The following is an 18,753-nucleotide window of genomic DNA, read 5'->3' as shown; positions in this document are numbered from 1 at the left end:
GCTTTCCGGATGCGATTCGCAGCCGTGTTCCGCCGCTCGGAGAACCGGCCCCCGTCCACAGGCTGTGGACGGGGGCCGGTTCGTTCGCCGTCAGCGGCGGCGCAGTGGTTCGCTCAGTGGGTTTCGGTGACCTTGGCCAGGGCGCGCGGGGCGTCCGGGTCCTGGCCGCGGGCGATGGTGACCTCGTAGGCCAGCAGCTGGAGCGGCAGGATCTCCAGGATCGGCTGGACCTCCTCGGGCACGCCGGCCGGCAGCGCGAAGCCTCCGGAGGCGGCGTCCACCTGGGCCTGCTGGCCGATGACGACCAGGTCCGCGCCGCGGCTGCGCAGGCGGTCCAGCACCGGCTGCAGGGCCTCGCCGCCCTTGCCGTCCGGGACGATCGCGATGACCGGCGAGACGTTGTCCACCATGGCCAGCGGGCCGTGCAGGAGGTCGGCGCCGGAGAACGGGGAGGCCGGGATGTAGGTGGTCTCCATGAGCTTCAGCGCCGACTCGCGGGCGGTCGGGTAGCCGTAGCCGCGCGAGGTGATGACCAGTCGCTGGGCGAAGCGGTAGCGCTCGGCCAGGGCCTTCACCTCGGCCTGGCGGGCCAGGACGCCGGCGGCCAGGGCCGGCAGCTCCTCGGCGGCGGAGGAGTCGCCGCCGCGCAGGCCCTCGACCAGCAGGTAGAGCGCCAGCAGCTCGGCGGTGTAGGTCTTGGTAGCGGGCAGCGCCTTCTCCGGGCCGGCCAGCACGTCGATGTGGAACTCGGAGACCTCGGCCAGCGGCGAGGCGGCGTTGTTGGTGACGGCGAGCGTGATCGCGCCGGCCTCGCGGGCGGCCTTGGTGGAGGCAACCAGGTCCGGCGAGCCGCCGGACTGGCTGACGGTGATCACCAGGCAGTCGGTCAGGTCCGGCTTGGCGCCGTAGGCGGTGGTGGTGGACATCGAGGTCAGGCCGGCCGGCTTGCCGAGCAGGATCTCGATCAGGTACTTGGCGTACAGCGCCGCGTTGTCGGACGTACCGCGCGCGGTGAGCAGCACGAAGCGCGGGTTGCGGGCGGCGATCTCCGCCGCGACCTCGCGGATCTTCGGGGCGCCCTCGTCGAGGATGCGCTGGAGGACGGCCGGCTGCTCGGCCATCTCCGCCGCCATGATCCGGCCGGGGACGGAAACAGTCTGCGTGTCGGACATCTGGGTGTGCCTCCGATGAGATGGTTCGACCCCACTGGGCACGACTGCCCGGCGGGGACCTCTACGGCGGCGAGTCCGCACACTCGCTGCGGTGATTCCTGCCGCAATCCTACGGGGGCGGCGGCCCGCCCGCGTGCCCCGGGCCTGGGCGAGCGGGCGGGCGGAGGGTCAGGACGGGTTGTTGATCAGCTGGTCGATCGCCGCGTCGGCGTCCTCGGTGGTCCGGTCCGCCGGCCTGCCCCTGAGGACCGCGGTCAGCGTGTCCGGGATGGGCCCGCCGTGCGGCATGCGCAGGACGGGCCCGTCGGCCGACGTCCGCCGGACACTCCCGGTGACGTCCGCCTCGGGTTCAGCCGATCGCTCCGGGCTGGCCGGTGAGCACCTCCACGGCCGCCAGCCCGCAGACCCGGGCGGCGCCGTGGGTGGCGATGTGGAGCGCGCCGACCGGCTCGGACCGGGGCAGGCCCATCTCCACCACGGCCGCGTCCGGACGGGCCGCCACGAGGCGGCCCAGCGCGGCGGACATCCACGCGTGCCGGTGCGCGTCGCGCACCACCAGCACCAGGCGGCGGCCCTGCGCACCGGCCACCAGCTCGGCGACCAGCGCGTCCAGCAGCTCGGGGGCGGCCTCGGCGGCCGACACCGCGCGGGTGCGGGTGCCGGGGAAGCGGTCCGCCAGCATGCCGGCCACGCCCCACGGGGTGACATCGCCGACGGCGATGTTCGGCTCGTCCGAGAACGAGGCGACGAACGGGCGCTCGCTCACCGGCAGCACCTCGCGGCCCGGCGCCCGGACCACCCGCAGCGCCCGGCGGGCGGCCCGCAGACCCACCGCCAGGTCCGGCTCCGGCCGCTCGCCCTGGGCCGAGATCCGGCCCCAGCTGCCGAGCGCCCGCACCCGGGCGGCGGCGTCCGCGAGCCGCTCCTCGGCGAGCCGGCCGGCCCGCACGCCCGCCACGATGGCGTCGCGCAGCATCAGCACGGTCTCCTCGTCGGCCAGGCCGCCGCCGACGCAGATCGCGTCCGCGCCGGCCGCCAGGGCCAGCACCGTGCCCTCGCCCATGCCGAAGGTGTCGGCGATGGCGCCCATCTCGATCGCGTCGCTGACGATCAGGCCCTGGTAGCCGAGGCCGCCGTCGGCCGGGGCCGCGCGGAGCAGGTCGCGCAGGACGGCCGGACTGAGCGTGGCCGGCAGCTTCGGGTCCAGCGCCGGGATCATGATGTGGGCCGTCATGACGGCCTTCGTGCCGGCCGCGATCGCCGCCTGGAACGGGATCAGGTCGCGGGCGCGCAGCACGTCCAGGTCGACGTCGATGACCGGCAGGCCGTGGTGCGAGTCGACGGCGGTGTCGCCGTGGCCGGGGAAGTGCTTGGAGCAGGCGGCCACGCCGGCCGACTGCAGGCCCTCCACCCAGGCGGCGGTGTGCCGGGCGCACAGCTCCGGGTCGGCGCCGAAGGAGCGGACGCCGATGACCGGGTTGCGCGGGTTGGAGTTGACGTCCGCGGTGGGCGCCCAGTTGTAGTTCACGCCGGCCGCGGCCAGCGCCCGGCCGAGCTCGCGGGCGACGTCCCGGGTCAGCGCCGGGTCGTCGATCGCGCCGAGCGCGAGGTTGCCGGGCCAGGACGAGCCGGAGCCCGCCTCCAGCCGGGTGACGTCCCCGCTCTCCTCGTCGATGGCGATCAGGAGGTCGGGGTTCTCCGCGCGCAGCGCCCGGGTGAGGGCGGAGAGCTGGTCGAGGTCGGCCACGTTGCGGTCGAACAGGGCGACCGAGCCGAGCCCTGCGGCGAGGTGGCGGCGCAGCCACTGCGGCGGCTCGGTGCCGACGAAGCCGGGCTGCAGGACGGTCAGTGCGTCGCGGTGCAGCTGGTCGCTGTCCGGGGCGGTGGGGACGAGGATGCTCACGTTGGCTCAGCCCTTCACGGCGCCGTCGGTCAGGCCGCCGACCGCCTTGCGCTGCAGGAAGACGAACAGGATCAGGATCGGCAGGGCGAAGAGGGTGGACGCCGCCATGGTGGCGCCCCAGTCGGTGCCCGCGTCGGTCTGGAACGACGAGAGCCAGAGCGGCAGGGTCTGCGCCTCGTTCTTCTTGCTCAGGATGTTGACCAGTGGGAACTCGTTCCAGGCGGTGATGAAGCCGAACAGCGAGGTCGACATCAGGCCGGGGGCGAGCAGCGGGAAGATCACCTTCAGGAAGGCCTGGGTGCGGGTGCAGCCGTCCACCATGGCCGACTCCTCCAGCTCCTTCGGCACGGCGGCGATGAAGCCGCGCAGCGTCCAGATGGTGAAGGGCAGCACCATCATCAGGTAGAAGGCGGTGAGTGGCACCAGGTTGTTGAGCATGTCGTTGTCGCGGACGATCAGGTAGGCCGCGATGATCATGACCTCCCAGGGGGCCATCTGCGCGGCCATGACGACCAGGACGAAGCCCTTGCGGCCGCGGAACCTCATGCGCGCGACGGCGAAGGCGGCCAGGGTCGCGATCAGCAGCGAGCCGAGCACCGCGCCGGCGGTGACGATGAGGCTGTTGGTGACGTACGTCCAGAAGTGCGGGACGTGCACCGCGCGGTCGAAGTGGGCCAGCGTCCCGTCCAGCGGGAGGAAGACCGGGTCCCGGCTGACGATGTCCTTGTCCTGCTTGAAGGACGTCGCGAACATCCAGTAGACGGGGAAGAGGAAGAAGACGAACAGGACCGCCGCGACGGCGTTCGGCCAGGTGCGTCCGATGAGCGAGCGCCTCACAGCTCGTCCTCCTGCTTCAGGATGATGCGGAAGTAGTAGGCCATCAGCAGACCCAGCATCAGGATGGTGAGGACGGCGATCGCCGATCCGACACCGAAGCGCTGCGAGCCGAAGCCCTCCAGGAAGGCATGGACCGGGAGGGTGCGGGTGGTCCCGTCCGGGCCGCCCTTGTTGATCAGGTAGACCTGGGTGAAGGCCTTGAAGATCCAGATGACTTCGAGGAAGGTCGTGGCCAGGAAGAACGGCTTCATGATCGGGAAGATCACCGAGCCGAAGATCTTGAAGGAGCCGGCGCCGTCCATCCTGGCGGCCTCGTGGAGCTCCTTGGGGATGGTGGTCAGGCCCGCGTACATGGTGAAGGCCACGAACGGGATCGACTGCCAGACGATCAGCAGGATGATCACGAAGAAGGTCGAGTACTCGTTGCTGGTCCAGCTGAAGTCGGCCATCGAGTGCCAGCCCAGCCTGTCCAGGCACCAGTTGACGACGCCGAAGTGCTGGTCGAACAGCCAGATGTAGACGGTGGTCGCGGCGACCACCGGCATCGCCCAGGCCAGCAGCAGCGCGACGGACAGCGCGAGCCGCATCTTCCTGCCGAGCCGGTCGAGCAGCAGGCCGATCAGCGAGCCGAACACCATGATCAGGACGACGTTGACCACGGTGAAGGCCACCGTGCGCAGCGTGATCGTCCAGAACTCGGAACCGGTCAGCTGCTCGGTGAAGTTGGCGAAGCCGTTCCACTCGGTCAGGTGCTGGATCAGCTGCCGCTTGTTGAGGTTCTGGAACGAGACCACGGCCACCTTGAGCAGCGGCCAGCCCAGCAGGAGGATGGTCGCCGCGGTGGCCGGCAACAGCAGGAGGTACGGCGTGAACCGGGAGGCCGGGCTCGGCCCGCCCGCCGGTCTGCCACCCTTCGTGGGGGTGCGCCGGGCACCGGGAGCGGCGATCTCGCGTGTCACCGCCACCGCGGACTTCCCTGGCTCCGGGGACTGCGTCTGCACCCGCTGCGAATGCACAGCCATCGTTCTCTCTTCCTGACAACCCGTCACGACGGACCGGCGCCGCGTCGCTCACCGGCTCCCCGCCGGGAGTCGGTGAGCGACGCCGCTCAACTGCCCTACTGCTTCTGGTTGAGACGCTTGGCGATCTCGTCGTCGGCCTTCTTCGCGGCGGCGGCGTAGTCGCCGGTGAGCGCCGCGGTCAGGAAGTCCTTGATCGGGTTCGGCTCGTTCTCGACGTTGGTCCAGGTCGGAACGTTCGGGGTGGTCGCGCCGTTGGCGGAGGCCGGCAGGGCGGCCTTGGCGAAGTCGCCGACGACCTGGCTGTCGAGCGAGGCCTTGTTCGGGATCAGGCCGGCGCCGGCGATCAGTCCCTCGTTCTTGTCGCTCATGGCGATCTTCAGGAAGCCCTTGGCGAGCTCGGGGTTCTTGGTCTGCTGGGCGATCGCCAGGTTCGAGCCGCCGAGGAAGACGCTGGACGGCTTGTCCGCGGCCTTGCCGGGGAGCGGGAAGTAGCCGATCTTGTCGGCGGCCAGCTCCTCGGGCTTCGGGATCTCCCAGCCGAGGCCGATGATGGTGCCGACGTTGCCCTTGGCGAAGATGTCCTTCTGCTGCGGGGTGGCCTCGTCCTTGTCCTTCGGAGCGGTGGCCGAGTAGCTCTGCAGCTTCTTGTAGGTCTCGAAGGCCTTCTGCGCCTCGGGGGTCGACAGGCCGCCGACCCACTTGTCGCCGTTCTTCTTGGCGAACGTGCCGCCCTCGCCGGCCAGCAGGCCGAAGTAGGCGTACCACTCCTGGCCGGGCATGTAGAGCGGGTCGGCGACGCCCGGCGCGGCCTTGACCTTGTCCAGGTCGGCGTAGAACTCGTCCAGGGTCTTCGGCGGGGTGGTGATGCCGGCCTTGGTCCAGATGTCCTTGTTGTAGGTCACCACGCGGTTGGTGAAGTACCACGGTGCGGCGTACTGCTTGCCGTCCAGGACCGAGGACTCGTTCAGGTTCGCGGCCCAGTCCGCGCCACCCACGTCGGCCTTGTCCTTGGTGATGTCGAGCAGACCGCCGGTGGCCGCGTAGCCCGCCGTCTGGGTGTTGCCGATCTCCAGGACGTCGACCGAGCCCTCGGAGAGCGCGGCGGTGACCTTCTGGCCGATGCCGTTCCACTTCTGGGTCTGGATGTCGAGCTTGGCACCCGGGTAGGCGGCGGTGAAGTCGGCCTTGACGCTGTCCTCCCAGCCCTTGGGGGCGGAGCCGTCCATCAGCCACACGGTGAGGGTCTTGCCGTCGAAGCTCTTGGCCGCCGAGGACGAACCGCTCTTGCCGTCGTCGCTCTTGCCGTCCGAGCCGCAGGCCGCCAGGCCGACGACCATTGCTGCGACGCCGACCGCCGCGATGAGCTGACGCTTCACGCCATCCTCCTGAGGGATGCCTGGGTTGCCCCCGTGGGGTGGCAGCGGCGGACCCACGCAGGGTGGGAGGAAAGGTGCCGCGGACCCCTTCGAAGGGGTGGGGGATTCGTAGCCACCGGCCTAGTGGTGTAGACCAGATGCCTGGAGCTTGGCCTAGACCAATAGGCCTGTCAACGGCTGTTCGACCGATCAGGACCACCCGTTACCAAGCCGACACCGCGCATCGTTCATCGCGTGATGAGGTATTCGTTCCGCAGCCATACATGCAACGATGTGACCCGTTAACGATGTGGCGGGGCCGGTGAAGGCCCCGCGAGAAGCGGGAGAACAGGTCCGATGAGCAGCGACGGGGGAACCAGCGCCCAGGCCAGCGACCCCGAGGTGAAGAACCTCCCGACGCAGGCCGGCACCGACCCGACCGCGCGCGTCCCCAAGTACTACGGCCTCAAGCGCCACCTGCTCCAGCTCACCGAGACCCAGCCCGCGGGCACCCCGGTCCCGCCGGAGCGCGCCCTCGCCGCCCAGTTCGACACCTCGCGCACGACCGTCCGCCAGGCGCTCCAGGAGCTGGTCGTCGAGGGCCGGCTTGAGCGCATCCAGGGCAAGGGCACCTTCGTCGCGAAGCCCAAGGTCGCCCAGGCCCTCCAGCTCACCTCCTACACCGAGGACATGCGGGCCCAGGGCCTCGAACCGACCTCCCGGCTGATCGAGATCGGCTACATCACCGCCGACGAGCGGCTCGCCCCGCTGCTGGACATCAAGCCCGGCGGGCGCGTGCTGCGGATCGAGCGCCTGCGCCTGGCCAACGGCGACCCGATGGCCATCGAGGTCGCCCACCTGTCCGCCAAGCGCTTCCCGGCCCTGCGCCGCAACCTCGCCAAGCACAACTCCCTGTACGCGGCCCTGCGCGAGGTGTACGGCGTCACCGTCGCCGAGGCCGAGGAGACCATCGAGACCACCCTCGCCAACCCGCGCGAGGCGGGCCTGCTCGGCTCCGACCTCGGCCTGCCGATGCTCCAGCTCTCCCGGCACTCCTTCGACGGCGACGGGAACCCGGTCGAGTGGGTGCGGTCCATCTACCGCGGCGACCGCTACAAGTTCATCACCCGCCTGAAGCGCCCCGAATAGCCCGACCGGGCGATTCCCCCGCTCCCCGATTCCGGGCACCGGCGCACGCGCCGGTGCCCGTTGTCGTCATCACGGGCACGCGACCCCGAAAGCGCGCCGGGTGGGCGTCCGGATGGCGGGAAGTTCCGTCATTTCCGGTGACATGGATCACGTCATGGTCTAGATTGCGCAGCCGTACTGACAGCCGATCACCGATGGTGCTGCTCGGCGGGTTCCGGGGGTGCGTGCAGCGTCCCGGGGGCTGCGGCGCCGACGGGGTGGACCCTCCGGAGCGGAGCCGAAGATGCCGTCTGATCCCGATCCCATCGAAGATTCTGATCCCCACCACATCGAGGACGCAGTGCCCGAGCCACCGGGAGCCCCCCTCCCGGCGGTGACGCCGGAGCGGGTGCTGGCGGGGCTCGCCCTGCTCGTGCCGATCGTGGCGACGCTCTGGGTGTCCTCGTACGACAAGCCCGACCCGGCGGCCGGCGGGATGCCGTTCTTCTACTGGTACCAGTTGCTCTGGGTGCCGGTGTCGGCCGTGTTCACGGTCGCCGCGTACCTGCTGATCAACCGCGACGAGAAGGCGCGCGCGACCGCCCGCCGGGCCGCCCGGAAGGCGGGTGGCGCGCGATGAAGGACGTCAACGTCCCCGCCCTCACCGTGTTCGTGCTGTTCTTCCTCCTGGTCACCGTGATGGGCTTCCTGGCCTCGCGCTGGCGCCGGGCGGACGACGCGCAGCACCTGGAGGAGTGGGGCCTCGGCGGGCGCAGCTTCGGCACCTGGGTCACCTGGTTCCTGCTCGGCGGCGACCTCTACACCGCGTACACCTTCGTGGCCGTCCCGGCCGCGGTGTACGCCACCGGCGCGGCGGGCTTCTTCGCGGTGCCGTACACGATCGTCGCCTACCCGCTGGTGTTCCTCTTCCTGCCGCGGCTGTGGTCGGTCTCCCGGGTGCACGGGTACGTCACCCCGGCCGACTTCGTGCGCGGCCGGTACGGCTCCCGGCCGCTGTCGCTGGTCGTCGCGCTGACCGGGATCCTGGCCACCATGCCGTACATCGCGCTCCAACTGGTCGGCATCCAGGCCGTGCTGGACGTACTGGGGGTGGGCGGCGGGGCGAACGCCAACTGGTTCGTCAAGGACCTGCCGCTGTTCATCGCCTTCGGCGTGCTCGCGGCCTACACCTACTCCTCCGGGCTGCGCGCCCCGGCGCTGATCGCGTTCGTCAAGGACACCCTGGTCTACATCGTGATCATCGTCGCGGTGATCTACATCCCGATCCGGCTCGGCGGGTACGGGCACATCTTCGACGCGGCGGCGCACAAGTTCAGCGCGCCGAAGTCGGCCGGCTCGCTGACCGTCCCTGGCAACAAGCAGTGGACGTACGCGACGCTCGCGCTCGGCTCGGCGATGGCGCTGTTCATGTACCCGCACTCGGTGACCGGCGTGCTGGCCTCCAAGTCCCGCAACACGGTGCGCCGGAACATGGCGATCATGCCGGCGTACTCGCTGATGCTGGGCCTGCTGGCGCTGCTCGGGTTCATGGCGATCGCGGCGAACGTCAGCAAGGGCGACAAGACGTTCAACGCCCAGCTGTCGGTGCCGCAGCTGTTCGCGGACATGTTCCCCGACTGGTTCACCGGGGTGGCCTTCGCGGCGATCGGGATCGGCGCGCTGGTGCCGGCGGCCATCATGTCGATCGCGGCGGCGAACCTGTTCACCCGCAACGTCTACAAGGAGTGGCTGAAGCCCTCGGCCACCGCGGCCGACGAGACCCGGGTCGCGAAGCTGGTCTCGCTGCTGGTCAAGGTCGGCGCGCTGGTCTTCGTGCTCGGCATGGACAAGCAGGCCGCGATCAACCTCCAGCTGCTGGGCGGCCTGTGGATCCTGCAGACCTTCGTGGCGATCGTCGGCGGCCTGTTCACCCGCTGGTTCCACCACTGGGCGCTGTTCGCCGGGTGGGCGGCCGGCATGGTCTACGGCACCTGGAAGGCGTACGGCATCGCCAGCCCGGCCACCAGGCACTTCGGTGGCAACGCGGCCGAGATCCCGGGGATCGGCCAGTACGGCTACATCGGCCTGACCGCCTTCGTGCTCAACCTGCTCGTCGCGGTGGTGCTGACCCTGGTGCTGCGGGCGGTCAGGGCGCCGTACGGCCCGGACGAGACGAAGCCGGCCGACTACAGCGCCGAAGCCGGCGGCGGCGAGCTGGAGAACGCGCCGGAGCCCGTAGCAGCGCACTGATTGGCCGTGCGCGCGCCCTGTGATCGTGCCGTCTTCTCCGTGAACACTGGGAGAAGGCGGCGCGATCATATGTATGAACGGGCGCGCACGCCGGGCACCACCAGACCGGACCGGAGACCACCGGCCGGCACCTGATCGACCCACGGGGAGCACGCGGCGATGGCAGAACTCGGCACCACCCTCAACGGTCAACAGCAGTCCACCCGTCCCCCGAACACCACGAACGGCCAGCCGGCCGCCGTCCGGCTGCCGTCCGTGCTGATCGCCACCCGGCACGGCGAGTCCACCGCCAACGTGGAGTTCCAGCTGGCCGAGGCGGCCGGTGCGATCAGCGTGCCGATCAGCTGCCGGGACGCCGACATCCCGCTGTCGCTGCACGGCCAGCAGCAGGCCCAGGCGCTCGGCCGCTGGTGGGCGGCGCTGCCCAGCGCCGACCGCCCGCGCAGCGTCTGGTGCTCGCCGTACGTGCGCACCGCCGAGACCGCCCGGATCGCGCTCGCCCAGGCCGCCGGGCTCGGCGCCGTCCCGGTCTCGCTCGCGGTGCGCTACGACGAGCGGCTGCGCGACCGCGAGCTGGGCGTCCTGGAGATGCTGCCGAAGGCCGCCATCGAGGCCAAGCACCCGGAGGAGGCGGCCCGGCGGCGCAAGATGGGCGAGCTGTACTACCGCCCGCCCGGCGGCGAGTCCTGGGCGGACGTCGCGCTGCGGGTGCGCAGCGTGCTGCGGGACGTGTGCGAGGAGGAGTCCGGGCGGCCGGTCCTGCTGGTGGCGCACGACTGCACGGTGCTGATGCTGCGGTACGCGCTGGACCGGCTGACCGAGGAGCGGCTGATGGCGCTGGGGCCGGTGCACAACTGTTCCACCAGCCTGTGGCGGGCCCGGGACGGGCGGCTGCGGCCGGCGCACTGGAACGACACCGCACACCTGTGACGGACGGTCAGCCCTCGGGCGTGCCCTGGTCCGCCGGTCCGAAGCAGCGCCGGTAGGCCAGCGGCGTGGTCCCGAGCCGGCGCCCGAAGTGGTGCCGCAGGGCCGCCGCGTTGCCGAAGCCGCAGCGGGCGGCGATCGCGTCCACCGGTTCGGTGGTGGACTCCAGCAGCCGCTGGGCGAGCAGCACCCGCTGCCCGGTGAGCCAGCGGTGCGGGGTGGTCCCGGTCTCCTGCTGGAAGCGGCGGGCGAAGGTGCGCGGCGACATGTGGACCCGGGCGGCCAGCTGCTCGACGGTCGCCTCCTGGTCCAGGTGGTGGCGCATCCAGTCGAGCAGCGGGGCCAGGGAGTCGCCGTCGCCCCCGGGCAGCGGGCGGTCCACGAACTGGGCCTGCCCGCCCTCCCGGTGCGGGGCCACCACCATCCGGCGGGCGATCCCCCGGGCCACCTCGGCGCCCTGCAGCTTGCGCACCAGGTGCAGGCAGGCGTCGATGCCGGCGGCCGTCCCGGCCGAGGTGATCACCGGGTCGTCGTCCACGTACAGGACGTCCGGCTCGACCCTGGTCCTCGGGAAGCGCTCGGCGAGCTCCCCGGTGTGCCGCCAGTGGGTGGTGGAGCGGCGGTCGTCCAGCAGGCCGGCGGCGCCGAGCACGAAGGCGCCGCTGCAGATGGAGAGCACCCGGCCGCCGTCGGCGACGGCCGCGCGCAGGGCCTCCAGCAGCGGCTCGGGGTACTGCGCGCGGATCCTGGAGGCGGTGACGATCACCAGGTCGGCGCCGATCAGCCGCTCGGGACCGTGCGGGACGTCCATCGAGAAGCCGGCGTGGGTACGGTGCGGGCCCGGGCGGGCGCCGGCCAGCGCGAAGTCGTACCCGGGCAGGCCGTCGGCGGTGCGGTCCAGGCCGAACACCTCGCAGGCGACCCCGAGCTCGAAGGGGTGGATCTCCTCCAGGACCACCGCGACCACGTTCTTCAGCATGCGGATCAGGATGCCCGGCGGGCCGCGGGGGCGAAAGTCGACCGGCTCCACGGCACCATGCCCGCCGTCTCGCTCCGCCCGTCCGCCGACCCGGCCGTCCTCCCCGCGCCCCCTTCTTCAGCACCTCTGAAAGCCCCCCGAACCGGAACCCCGCACGGCTCCGGCACACTTTCCGCATGGACATCGTCATCCGCCCGGCCCGCGAGGAGGACCTCGCCGACGCCGGCCGCATCACCGTCGAGGCCTTCGTCGGCGACGGCTACACCTCGCCCGAGAGCAGCTACGTCGAGCTCCTGCGCGACGCGGGCCGCCGGTCCCGGGAGGCCGAGCTCCTCGTCGCGGTCGACGCGGCCGAGGGACGCGTCCTCGGCTGCGTGACCTTCGCGGTCGGCGGCACCGAGTGGGCCGACATCGCCACCCCGGGCGAGGGCGAGATCCGGATGCTCGCCACCGCCGCGGCCGCCCGCGGCCGGGGCGTCGGCGAGGCCCTGGTGCGCGCCGCCCTGGCCCGCAGCCGCGAACTCGGGCTCGCCGGAATGGCGTTCTCCACCCAGCCGCGGATGACCGCCGCCCACCGCATATACGAGCGCGTCGGATTCCGGCGCGCTCCCGAGCGCGACTGGGCGCCCTTCCCGGGCATGGACCTGATGGTGTACGCGATGGCGTTCTGACGACGTCCCGATCGCGTTGCGGAGTCCCCCCGGGCACCCTGGTCACGGGCGGACGCGGCCGGTGCCCAAAGGCCTGTGACTTGAAATGACCATCCGACAGGGACACTGCTAGGATCCGCCGCATGACGACGGGGAGTGCGCCTAGCGGCTGGTATGACGACCCTTCCGGCCAGCCCAACACGCTGCGCTGGTGGGACGGTTCCACCTGGACCGACAAGATTCAGGCCAAGCCCGGAGGCGCTCCGGCCGCACCCGCGGACGCCGCTCCCGGCCTCGACGCGCGGAACGCCGCGGCCCCGACGGCCGTCGCTTCGGCGATGCCGGGCCCGGCGCCCGCGCCGCCCAGCCCGACCATGCCGTCCCTGCCGACCCCGACCGCCACGTCGGGCCCGCAGCCCGGACCGGCCGCCCAGCCCACGCCGGCTCAGCAGCCCGTCCAGCAGCCGAACCCGCTGCCGGGACCCGGGCCCGCCGCGTCGGCGCCGCAGCCGATCCCGACCTCGGTGGTCTTCGAGACCGTCGAGCCGAACCGCGGCAAGAAGCGGGTCCTCCTGGCCGTCGGCGCCGTGGTGCTGTCCCTCGTGATGGCCGGCGCCGGCTACGTCGTCGGCCACAAGACCGGCTCGGACTCGCCGAAGGCCTCGGCGAGCGCCTCCCCGACGGCCGCGGGCGACCCCAAGAGCCCGAACGGCTTCATGGGTACCGCGCTGACCGGCGGCCAGACGATCGCGGGCGGGCGCCAGGTCACCGGCCAGGACGGCAAGATGAACTTCATGGTGCCGCAGGACTGGCAGGTCCAGACCGACGCCAAGAACCCGAACGACGTCCGGTACGCGGTCAACCCGTACGCCTGCGTCGGCCACGGCGCCGGAGCCTGCACCCGCGGCCTGGTCGTCCAGAACCTGCGTGTGTTCAACGGCGGTTGGTCCGACCCCAAGTCCCTCGTCCTCGGCATGGGGCAGCTCCTCTACAACGCCCGCTTCGGCTCGGACGCGCCCACCCCGCCGGAGCCGGTGAAGCAGTCGGCCGTCAAGATCCAGAACCTGGACGGCTACCTCGCCCTGTGGCACGTGCCGATGTCGAGCGGCTCCTCGACCCCGGACAGCTACTGCGGCGTCCTGGAGGTCACCCCGGCGGCCGGCGCGACCACCGTCTCGGTGCTGCAGATCTGCCTGGACCAGGCGTCGGAGGCCCCGCCGCTGACGGTCATGGACCAGATCGCGAACTCCGTCAAAATCACGCCGTGACAGGCTGATCGGCCCCGCAGGCCCCGCCTTCCCGGCGGGGCCTGCGGGCGTTGCGGGCCGCAGCGGCCGCGCACCCCGGCTGTGACCGGCCGACCGCTGCCCGTATGCTGACCGCTTGAACGACAATCCGACCATGCCCGCGTAAGAGTGCCGGTCCCGCGGAGACGTCCGACGACGGGCGGGTGACCACGGCCGGCGGGCGGCGACAGGGCAGGAAACCAGCGGCTCCGGTGCGACGGAGCGGTTGTACTGGGGGAATACCGGTGGACTCCACCAACGAACACGCGGCGAACCGGACCGGCCGGGAACGAGGGCGCCACGGACGCGTACTCCCCCGGGCCCGGCACGAACGGCGCCTCGTCCGCCGGGACCTGCGCAACAGCGCCGCCCAGCGCGCCTACGTCGCCTGCGCCGAGACCACCGGCCCGCTGACCCCGGGCGAGGACGGCGCCGCCGTCCGCTACCGCTCGGTCTCCTCACGCGGCGTCACGTTCGTCATGACCGTCCTGGTCACGGCCAACGCGCTCGCCGGCCTGGTCTTCGTCGGCTGGCTGCTGCTGCCCGAGCACATCCCCGGCTCCGGCGTGGGCTGGTCCCCGGACTGGCGGATCAACCTGGCGCGCATCTGCTTCTGCGCCGTCATCACCGTCGAAGTGATCCGCCTGGTCCAGAACCTCGCCGTCTGGGTCTTCGCCTTCCGCGCCAAGGACCCCCTCCCGGTCACCCCGCCGCCCGGCCTCAAGGTCGCCGTGCTCACCACGATCGTGCCCTCCAAGGAGCCGATCGAGATCGTCGAGCGCACCCTCGAAGCGATGCTGCGGATCGAGTACGACGGCCAGGTCGACGTCTGGATCCTCGACGAGGGCGACGACGACCGGGTCAAGGAGATGGCCGCCCGCCTCGGCGTCCACCACTTCAGCCGCAAGGGGCGCCCCGAGTACAACCAGGCCGAGGGCGAGTTCCGGGCCAAGACCAAGTCCGGCAACCACAACTCCTGGCGCGCCGAGCACGAGCACGGCTACGACGTGGTGGCCCAGATGGACCCGGACCACGTCCCGCTGCCCTGCTTCCTGGAACGCACCCTCGGCTACTTCCGCGACCCCGACGTCGCGTTCGTCGTCGCCCCGCAGGTGTACGGCAACATGTACGACAACTGGGTCGCCCACGGCGCCTCCGTGCAGCAGTACCTCTTCTCCGGCCTGGTCGAGCGCGGCGGCAACGGCATGGACGCGCCGCTGCTGATCGGCACCAACCACCTGTACCGTCCCACCGCTTGGCAGCAGATCGGCGGCTACCAGGACTCGATCATCGAGGACCACCTGACCAGCATGCGGATCCAGGCCACCGTCAACCCGGAGACCGGCCACTGCTGGAAGGGCGTCTACACCCCCGACGTCCTCGCCGTCGGCGAGGGGCCGACCTCGTGGACCGACTACTTCAACCAGCAGAAGCGCTGGGCGTACGGCATCTGGGAGATCCTGCTCAAGAGCCGCCTGCGCTCCGGCCTCAAGCTGCGGCTGCGCCAGCGCGTGCTGTACGGGCTCGTCCAGTTCTACTACCCGAGCGTGGCGGTCAACACCGTCCTCGGCAGCCTCGCCACCTCCGTCTACCTGGCCCTCGGCGTCACCTCCATCCACCTCAACAGCACCCACTGGATGGCCCTGTGGGGCGCCAGCATGGGCAGCTGGTTCGTGCTGTGGCTGTGGCTGCGCCGGTTCAACCTGGCCGCTCACGAGCGGCGCGAGATCGGCATGGCCGGCATGGGCCTGGCCCTGTTCGCCGGCCCGGTGTACGTCGCCGCGGCGCTGGCCGCGCTGCTGCGCCGGCCGCTCGCGTACGCCGTCACCGCCAAGGGCGACCTGCGCAGCGCCGAGTCGCTGTCGACGTTCCGGCTGCACCTGCTGTGGGCGGCGGTCGCGGGCGGGCTGCTCGGGGCGAGCTTCACGCTCCACCACGACATCTGGATCCTGCGGTTCTGGGCGTTCGTCAGCCTGTTCACCGGGATCGCACCGATCGTCATCTCCTTCGTCAGCGGCCGCCGCGAGGCCCGCGCCCAGCGCGCCGCCGAGGCGTACGGGAGCGCCGAAGCCGTCGAGGCGCCCGTGGCCCGGCCGCTGCCGACGCAGCGCACCGCGTCCCCGCACGCCGAGTCCACGCACAGCGGGTCCGGGCACAGCGGGTCCGGACACAGCGAGCCTGCGCGCGCCGAAGAGCCCGAGCCCGCCGAGGAGTTCGAGGAACTGCTGGAGCCCGCCCGGGCCGGCGGCCGCCGCGAGCAGGAGGACCGCTGATGCTGCGGATCACCGTCCCCCGGATCGCCGCCCTGGTCGCCCTCGCCCTGATGGTCGGCTACACCTTCGTGCTCGCGCCCCGGCTCTCCCGCAACCACGACCAGGACCCGTACGGCTTCGCCGGCGCCGCCCCCACCGCCATGCCGAGCTGGCTCACCACCGCCCTGGCCGCCTCCCCGGCCGCCGCCCCCGCGACGGCCACCCCCGGCGCCACGGCGGCCGCGTCCCCGACGCCGCCCCCGCCGCCGCAGTTCCCGCCGGCCGGCGAGGCGTTCACCGGCATCATGACCAAGACCGGCCCGTACGACCTCTCCCCGCTCGACGACTTCACCTCCGCCGTCAAGCACCAGCCCAACGTGCTGGAGTTCTCGGTCGGCTGGTGGGACCGGAAGTTCGACCGCCGGATCTTCGACACCGTCGCCCAGCGCGGCATCATGCCGTTGGTCGCCTGGGAGCCCTGGGACTACCGCAAGGAGGCGAAGGAGGACAAGCTCCGCGGCGAGCAGCCCGAGTACGCCCTCTCCAACATCATCGACGGGAAGTTCGACGACTACGTCAAGACCTGGGCCGAGGGCATCAAGGGCCTCGGCTACCCGGTCGCGCTGCGCTTCGCCCACGAGATGAACGGCTACTGGTACCCGTGGGCCGAGCAGGCCAACGGGAACAAGAAGGGCCAGTACGTCCAGGCCTGGAAGCACGTCCACGACATCTTCAAGCAGGTCGGCGCGACCAAGGTCACCTGGGTGTGGAGCCCCAACGTCGACTACGAGAACGCCACCAGCCTCAACACGCTGTACCCGGGCGACGACTACGTCGACTGGATCGGCCTGTCCGGCTACTACGGCACCACCGGCGTCGAGAAGTACAAGTCCTTCGACCAGATCTTCCAGCCGACCATCAAGGAGCTCCGGGACTTCACCCAGAAGCCCGTGGTGATCACCGAGACCGGGGCCACCGACACCTCCGGGCTCAAGGCGCAGTGGATCACCGAGATGTTCTCGGAGCTCCCCCAGCACCCGGACATCATCGGCGTGATCTGGTACGAGGCGCGCAAGGAGGTCGACTGGCGGGTCGCCGCGTCCGAAGCGGCCTCCCAGGCGTACGCCGCCGGGGTCTCCGCGCCCCGCTACAACACGCCGTGGACCGTCCGCTCCGTGCCGGCCCTGACCGTCGCACCGCCGCCTCCCCCGGCGCCCTCCCCGGCGCCCGACCCGTCGCCGTCGGCCTCCCCGTCGGCCACCGCCAGGCCCAGCGTCCCGGCCCGGAAGCCGACCGCCACCGCCACCCGGCCGCGGTCGAGCTCCACCCCCGCCGGGTGAGCGCGCCCCAGGCCCGACCGACGGACCGTACGACCACGCAGCAGCAGGGAGGCGAGAACCCCGTGACCAACCCCGCCATGCCCGGAGCCGGGCACGTCGGCCGGCGCCCGTGGTGGGCGCTCGCGCCGGCCGCCGTCATCGTGCTGGTCCTGTGCGCCCTGCTGCTCCCCCGGGACCATCAGGAGCCCGCCAGGCCCGCCAAGGGCGCCCCGGTGGTCACCCCGCTGCCCGCCGCCACCGCCGGCGAGCTCTGCTCCACCGCGCAGAACCGTTACCCCTCGCAGGCCGTCGACTCCGGCCGCTACCTGATCAACCCCAACGAGTGGAACGCCACCGGCGGCCTGTGCATCAGCAGCACCGACGGCGCCACCGGCTTCAAGGTCACCCGCAGCGGCATCGGCCCGGCCAGCCTGACCGACCCCGGCCGCGGCCCCGGCGCCTACCCGCACATCAGCACCCAGTTCCAGCCCGGCACCGGACCGCTGCCCATCCCCGTCAGCAACCTGCGTTACGCGACCAGCAGTTGGCACACCACCCAGATCGACTCCGGCGTCTACAACGCCTCGTACGACATCTGGTACAGCAACAGCCGCACCAGCTGCTCGTTCACCGAGAGCGCCGAGCTGATGATCTGGCTGCGCGGCAACGGCAAGTCCCCGTTCGGCGACGAGGCCGGCGAGCTCCAGGCCGGCGGCACCTCCTACCGCGTGTACCAGGCGCCGAAGACCAGCAGCCACACGCTGATCACCTACGCGATGGCCACCAGCACGTCCTCCGTCACCGACCTGGACCTGCGGGCCTTCACCCGCGACGCCGTCCAGCGCGGCTACGTCCCGGCCGGTTCCTACCTGTGCGCCGTCCAGGCCGGGTTCGAGATCTGGGACGGCGGCGCCGGGCTCGGCAGCGACTCGTTCTCGTTCCAGGCGGCCGCCGGCCAGCCCAGCGGCGCGATCACCTCGGCCCTGCCGGGCCTGTGCCTGGACAGCCGGGTGAACGGCGACCCGGCCGCGGTCGGCGCGGGCACCTGTGACGGCTCTGCGGCCCAGACCTGGACGATGGCGGACGACGGCTCGATCGGCCAGTCCGGACGCTGCGTCGAGGACCCCGCCATCGGCTTCCCGGTCCTCACCGCCTGCACCTCCCGGCCCGACCAGCGCTGGCGGGTGACCCCGACGGGGCAGCTCGCGAACCAGGACACCGGGCGCTGCGTCGAAAACCCGACGAACCCGGGGGCCCCTTCGGGGACGGCTTCGGGGACGGCTCCGGGAGCCGCCGCGGGCGGCGCGCTGCAGGTGCGGATGCGCCCGTGCGACACCCGCACAGGGCAGGAATGGCACCCCCCGACCTGAGCAGTTTATCGCACGCCAGCTCGATTAACTGTGCCGCGCGACACTACATGTGGGGCTGCATCGGATTCCCGACACTAGATGTATGCTCATCCCTGCTGTCGACGCAGGGGAACCCGGTGCGAGTCCGGGACTGCCCCGCAGCGGTGTGCGGGCGGCTCAACCGAGCCGTGCCCGCGAGTCCGAGTACCTGCCGACGGTGTGCAGAGGCCCTCCCGCAGAGGCCGGCAGCACCAGTAGTACCTTCCGGGCCTCGCGGGCGGGCCGGGGATGACACCGTCGCGCGACGCGCCCATGTGCGCCCGC

General features: G+C 71.7%; 15 protein-coding genes and 1 riboswitch. Of the genes, 9 read left to right on the top strand and 6 right to left on the bottom strand.

The genetic code is table 11. The features are described 5' to 3' along the window. Positions 1 to 113: 113 nt before the first annotated feature. From ACWCXH_RS02975 to ACWCXH_RS02955, 5 genes are all read right to left on the bottom strand, one after another. Positions 114 to 1,172 (bottom strand): SIS domain-containing protein, encoded by a 1,059-nt coding sequence (locus ACWCXH_RS02975; protein ID WP_449799548.1) that lies wholly within the window; start codon positions 1,170 to 1,172, stop codon positions 114 to 116. A 349-nt stretch (positions 1,173 to 1,521) separates the two neighbouring features. Beyond that, positions 1,522 to 3,075 (bottom strand): glycoside hydrolase family 3 protein, encoded by a 1,554-nt coding sequence (locus ACWCXH_RS02970; RefSeq protein ID WP_449799547.1) that lies wholly within the window; start codon positions 3,073 to 3,075, stop codon positions 1,522 to 1,524. 6 nt (positions 3,076 to 3,081) lie between these two features. After that, entirely contained in the window at positions 3,082 to 3,912 is an 831-nt protein-coding gene (locus ACWCXH_RS02965) for a carbohydrate ABC transporter permease (RefSeq protein WP_449799546.1), read from the bottom strand. Next, the gene (locus ACWCXH_RS02960; RefSeq protein WP_449799545.1) at positions 3,909 to 4,934 is read right to left on the bottom strand and encodes a carbohydrate ABC transporter permease; all 1,026 of its coding nucleotides are present in this window, start codon (positions 4,932 to 4,934) and stop codon (positions 3,909 to 3,911) included. The genes ACWCXH_RS02965 and ACWCXH_RS02960 overlap by 4 nt, the downstream gene beginning before the upstream one ends. 95 nt (positions 4,935 to 5,029) lie before the next feature. Next, entirely contained in the window at positions 5,030 to 6,310 is a 1,281-nt protein-coding gene (locus ACWCXH_RS02955) for an extracellular solute-binding protein (RefSeq protein ID WP_449799544.1), read from the bottom strand. A gap of 336 nt (positions 6,311 to 6,646) precedes the next feature. On the opposite strand from ACWCXH_RS02955, the gene ACWCXH_RS02950 reads away from it, so the two are divergent. The 4 genes from ACWCXH_RS02950 to ACWCXH_RS02935 all read left to right on the top strand — a co-directional run bounded on the left by ACWCXH_RS02950 (position 6,647) and on the right by ACWCXH_RS02935 (position 10,597). Next, positions 6,647 to 7,438, top strand: coding sequence for a GntR family transcriptional regulator (locus tag ACWCXH_RS02950; protein ID WP_449799543.1), 792 nt, complete (start codon positions 6,647 to 6,649; stop codon positions 7,436 to 7,438). A 340-nt stretch (positions 7,439 to 7,778) separates the two neighbouring features. Beyond that, positions 7,779 to 8,057 (top strand): DUF3311 domain-containing protein, encoded by a 279-nt coding sequence (locus ACWCXH_RS02945; protein WP_449799542.1) that lies wholly within the window; start codon positions 7,779 to 7,781, stop codon positions 8,055 to 8,057. Further along, positions 8,054 to 9,667: a monocarboxylate uptake permease MctP gene (gene mctP, locus ACWCXH_RS02940; RefSeq protein WP_449799541.1), complete on the top strand. Its 1,614-nt coding sequence runs from the start codon at positions 8,054 to 8,056 to the stop codon at positions 9,665 to 9,667. Before ACWCXH_RS02945 ends, mctP begins: the two co-directional genes overlap by 4 nt. 159 nt (positions 9,668 to 9,826) lie before the next feature. Next, complete coding sequence (locus ACWCXH_RS02935; RefSeq protein ID WP_449799540.1) at positions 9,827 to 10,597, top strand: histidine phosphatase family protein; 771 nt, start codon at positions 9,827 to 9,829, stop codon at positions 10,595 to 10,597. A 7-nt stretch (positions 10,598 to 10,604) separates the two neighbouring features. On the opposite strand, the gene ACWCXH_RS02930 is transcribed toward ACWCXH_RS02935, so the two are convergent. After that, complete coding sequence (locus ACWCXH_RS02930) at positions 10,605 to 11,573, bottom strand: helix-turn-helix domain-containing protein (protein WP_449799539.1); 969 nt, start codon at positions 11,571 to 11,573, stop codon at positions 10,605 to 10,607. 176 nt (positions 11,574 to 11,749) lie between these two features. Here ACWCXH_RS02930 and ACWCXH_RS02925 point away from each other — a divergent pair, with 176 nt between their 5' ends. From ACWCXH_RS02925 to ACWCXH_RS02905, 5 genes are all read left to right on the top strand, one after another. Further along, on the top strand, positions 11,750 to 12,244 hold the full coding sequence (locus tag ACWCXH_RS02925; RefSeq protein WP_449799538.1) for a GNAT family N-acetyltransferase: 495 nt from the start codon (positions 11,750 to 11,752) through the stop codon (positions 12,242 to 12,244). A 122-nt stretch (positions 12,245 to 12,366) separates the two neighbouring features. Then, positions 12,367 to 13,491, top strand: a complete 1,125-nt coding sequence (locus ACWCXH_RS02920) for a DUF2510 domain-containing protein (protein WP_449799537.1) — start codon at positions 12,367 to 12,369, stop codon at positions 13,489 to 13,491. A gap of 263 nt (positions 13,492 to 13,754) precedes the next feature. Next, entirely contained in the window at positions 13,755 to 15,782 is a 2,028-nt protein-coding gene (locus ACWCXH_RS02915) for a glycosyltransferase family 2 protein (protein ID WP_449799536.1), read from the top strand. Then, positions 15,782 to 17,101, top strand: coding sequence for a glycoside hydrolase family 26 protein (locus ACWCXH_RS02910; protein WP_449799535.1), 1,320 nt, complete (start codon positions 15,782 to 15,784; stop codon positions 17,099 to 17,101). Before ACWCXH_RS02915 ends, ACWCXH_RS02910 begins: the two co-directional genes overlap by 1 nt. A gap of 62 nt (positions 17,102 to 17,163) precedes the next feature. Further along, positions 17,164 to 18,450 (top strand): GH12 family glycosyl hydrolase domain-containing protein, encoded by a 1,287-nt coding sequence (locus ACWCXH_RS02905; protein ID WP_449799534.1) that lies wholly within the window; start codon positions 17,164 to 17,166, stop codon positions 18,448 to 18,450. A gap of 44 nt (positions 18,451 to 18,494) precedes the next feature. Next, positions 18,495 to 18,659: riboswitch (cobalamin riboswitch) on the top strand. Positions 18,660 to 18,753 lie beyond the last annotated feature (94 nt).

Source organism: Kitasatospora sp. NPDC001660 (assembly GCF_053596725.1).
The sequence above is the reverse complement of the archived record's forward strand: the minus strand, read 5'-3'. Positions and strand labels throughout refer to the sequence as shown.

What these genes read in the sequence shown, in the direction of transcription:
- ACWCXH_RS02975 (WP_449799548.1), bottom strand. Translation starts at nt 1,172, where the DNA reads ATGTCCGACACGCAGACTGTTTCCGTCCCCGGCCGGATCATGGCGGCG.
- ACWCXH_RS02960 (WP_449799545.1), bottom strand. Translation starts at nt 4,934, where the DNA reads ATGGCTGTGCATTCGCAGCGGGTGCAGACGCAGTCCCCGGAGCCAGGG.
- ACWCXH_RS02950 (WP_449799543.1), top strand. Translation starts at nt 6,647, where the DNA reads ATGAGCAGCGACGGGGGAACCAGCGCCCAGGCCAGCGACCCCGAGGTG.
- mctP (WP_449799541.1), top strand. Translation starts at nt 8,054, where the DNA reads ATGAAGGACGTCAACGTCCCCGCCCTCACCGTGTTCGTGCTGTTCTTC.
- ACWCXH_RS02935 (WP_449799540.1), top strand. Translation starts at nt 9,827, where the DNA reads ATGGCAGAACTCGGCACCACCCTCAACGGTCAACAGCAGTCCACCCGT.
- ACWCXH_RS02930 (WP_449799539.1), bottom strand. Translation starts at nt 11,573, where the DNA reads ATGCTGAAGAACGTGGTCGCGGTGGTCCTGGAGGAGATCCACCCCTTC.
- ACWCXH_RS02925 (WP_449799538.1), top strand. Translation starts at nt 11,750, where the DNA reads ATGGACATCGTCATCCGCCCGGCCCGCGAGGAGGACCTCGCCGACGCC.
- ACWCXH_RS02920 (WP_449799537.1), top strand. Translation starts at nt 12,367, where the DNA reads ATGACGACGGGGAGTGCGCCTAGCGGCTGGTATGACGACCCTTCCGGC.
- ACWCXH_RS02910 (WP_449799535.1), top strand. Translation starts at nt 15,782, where the DNA reads ATGCTGCGGATCACCGTCCCCCGGATCGCCGCCCTGGTCGCCCTCGCC.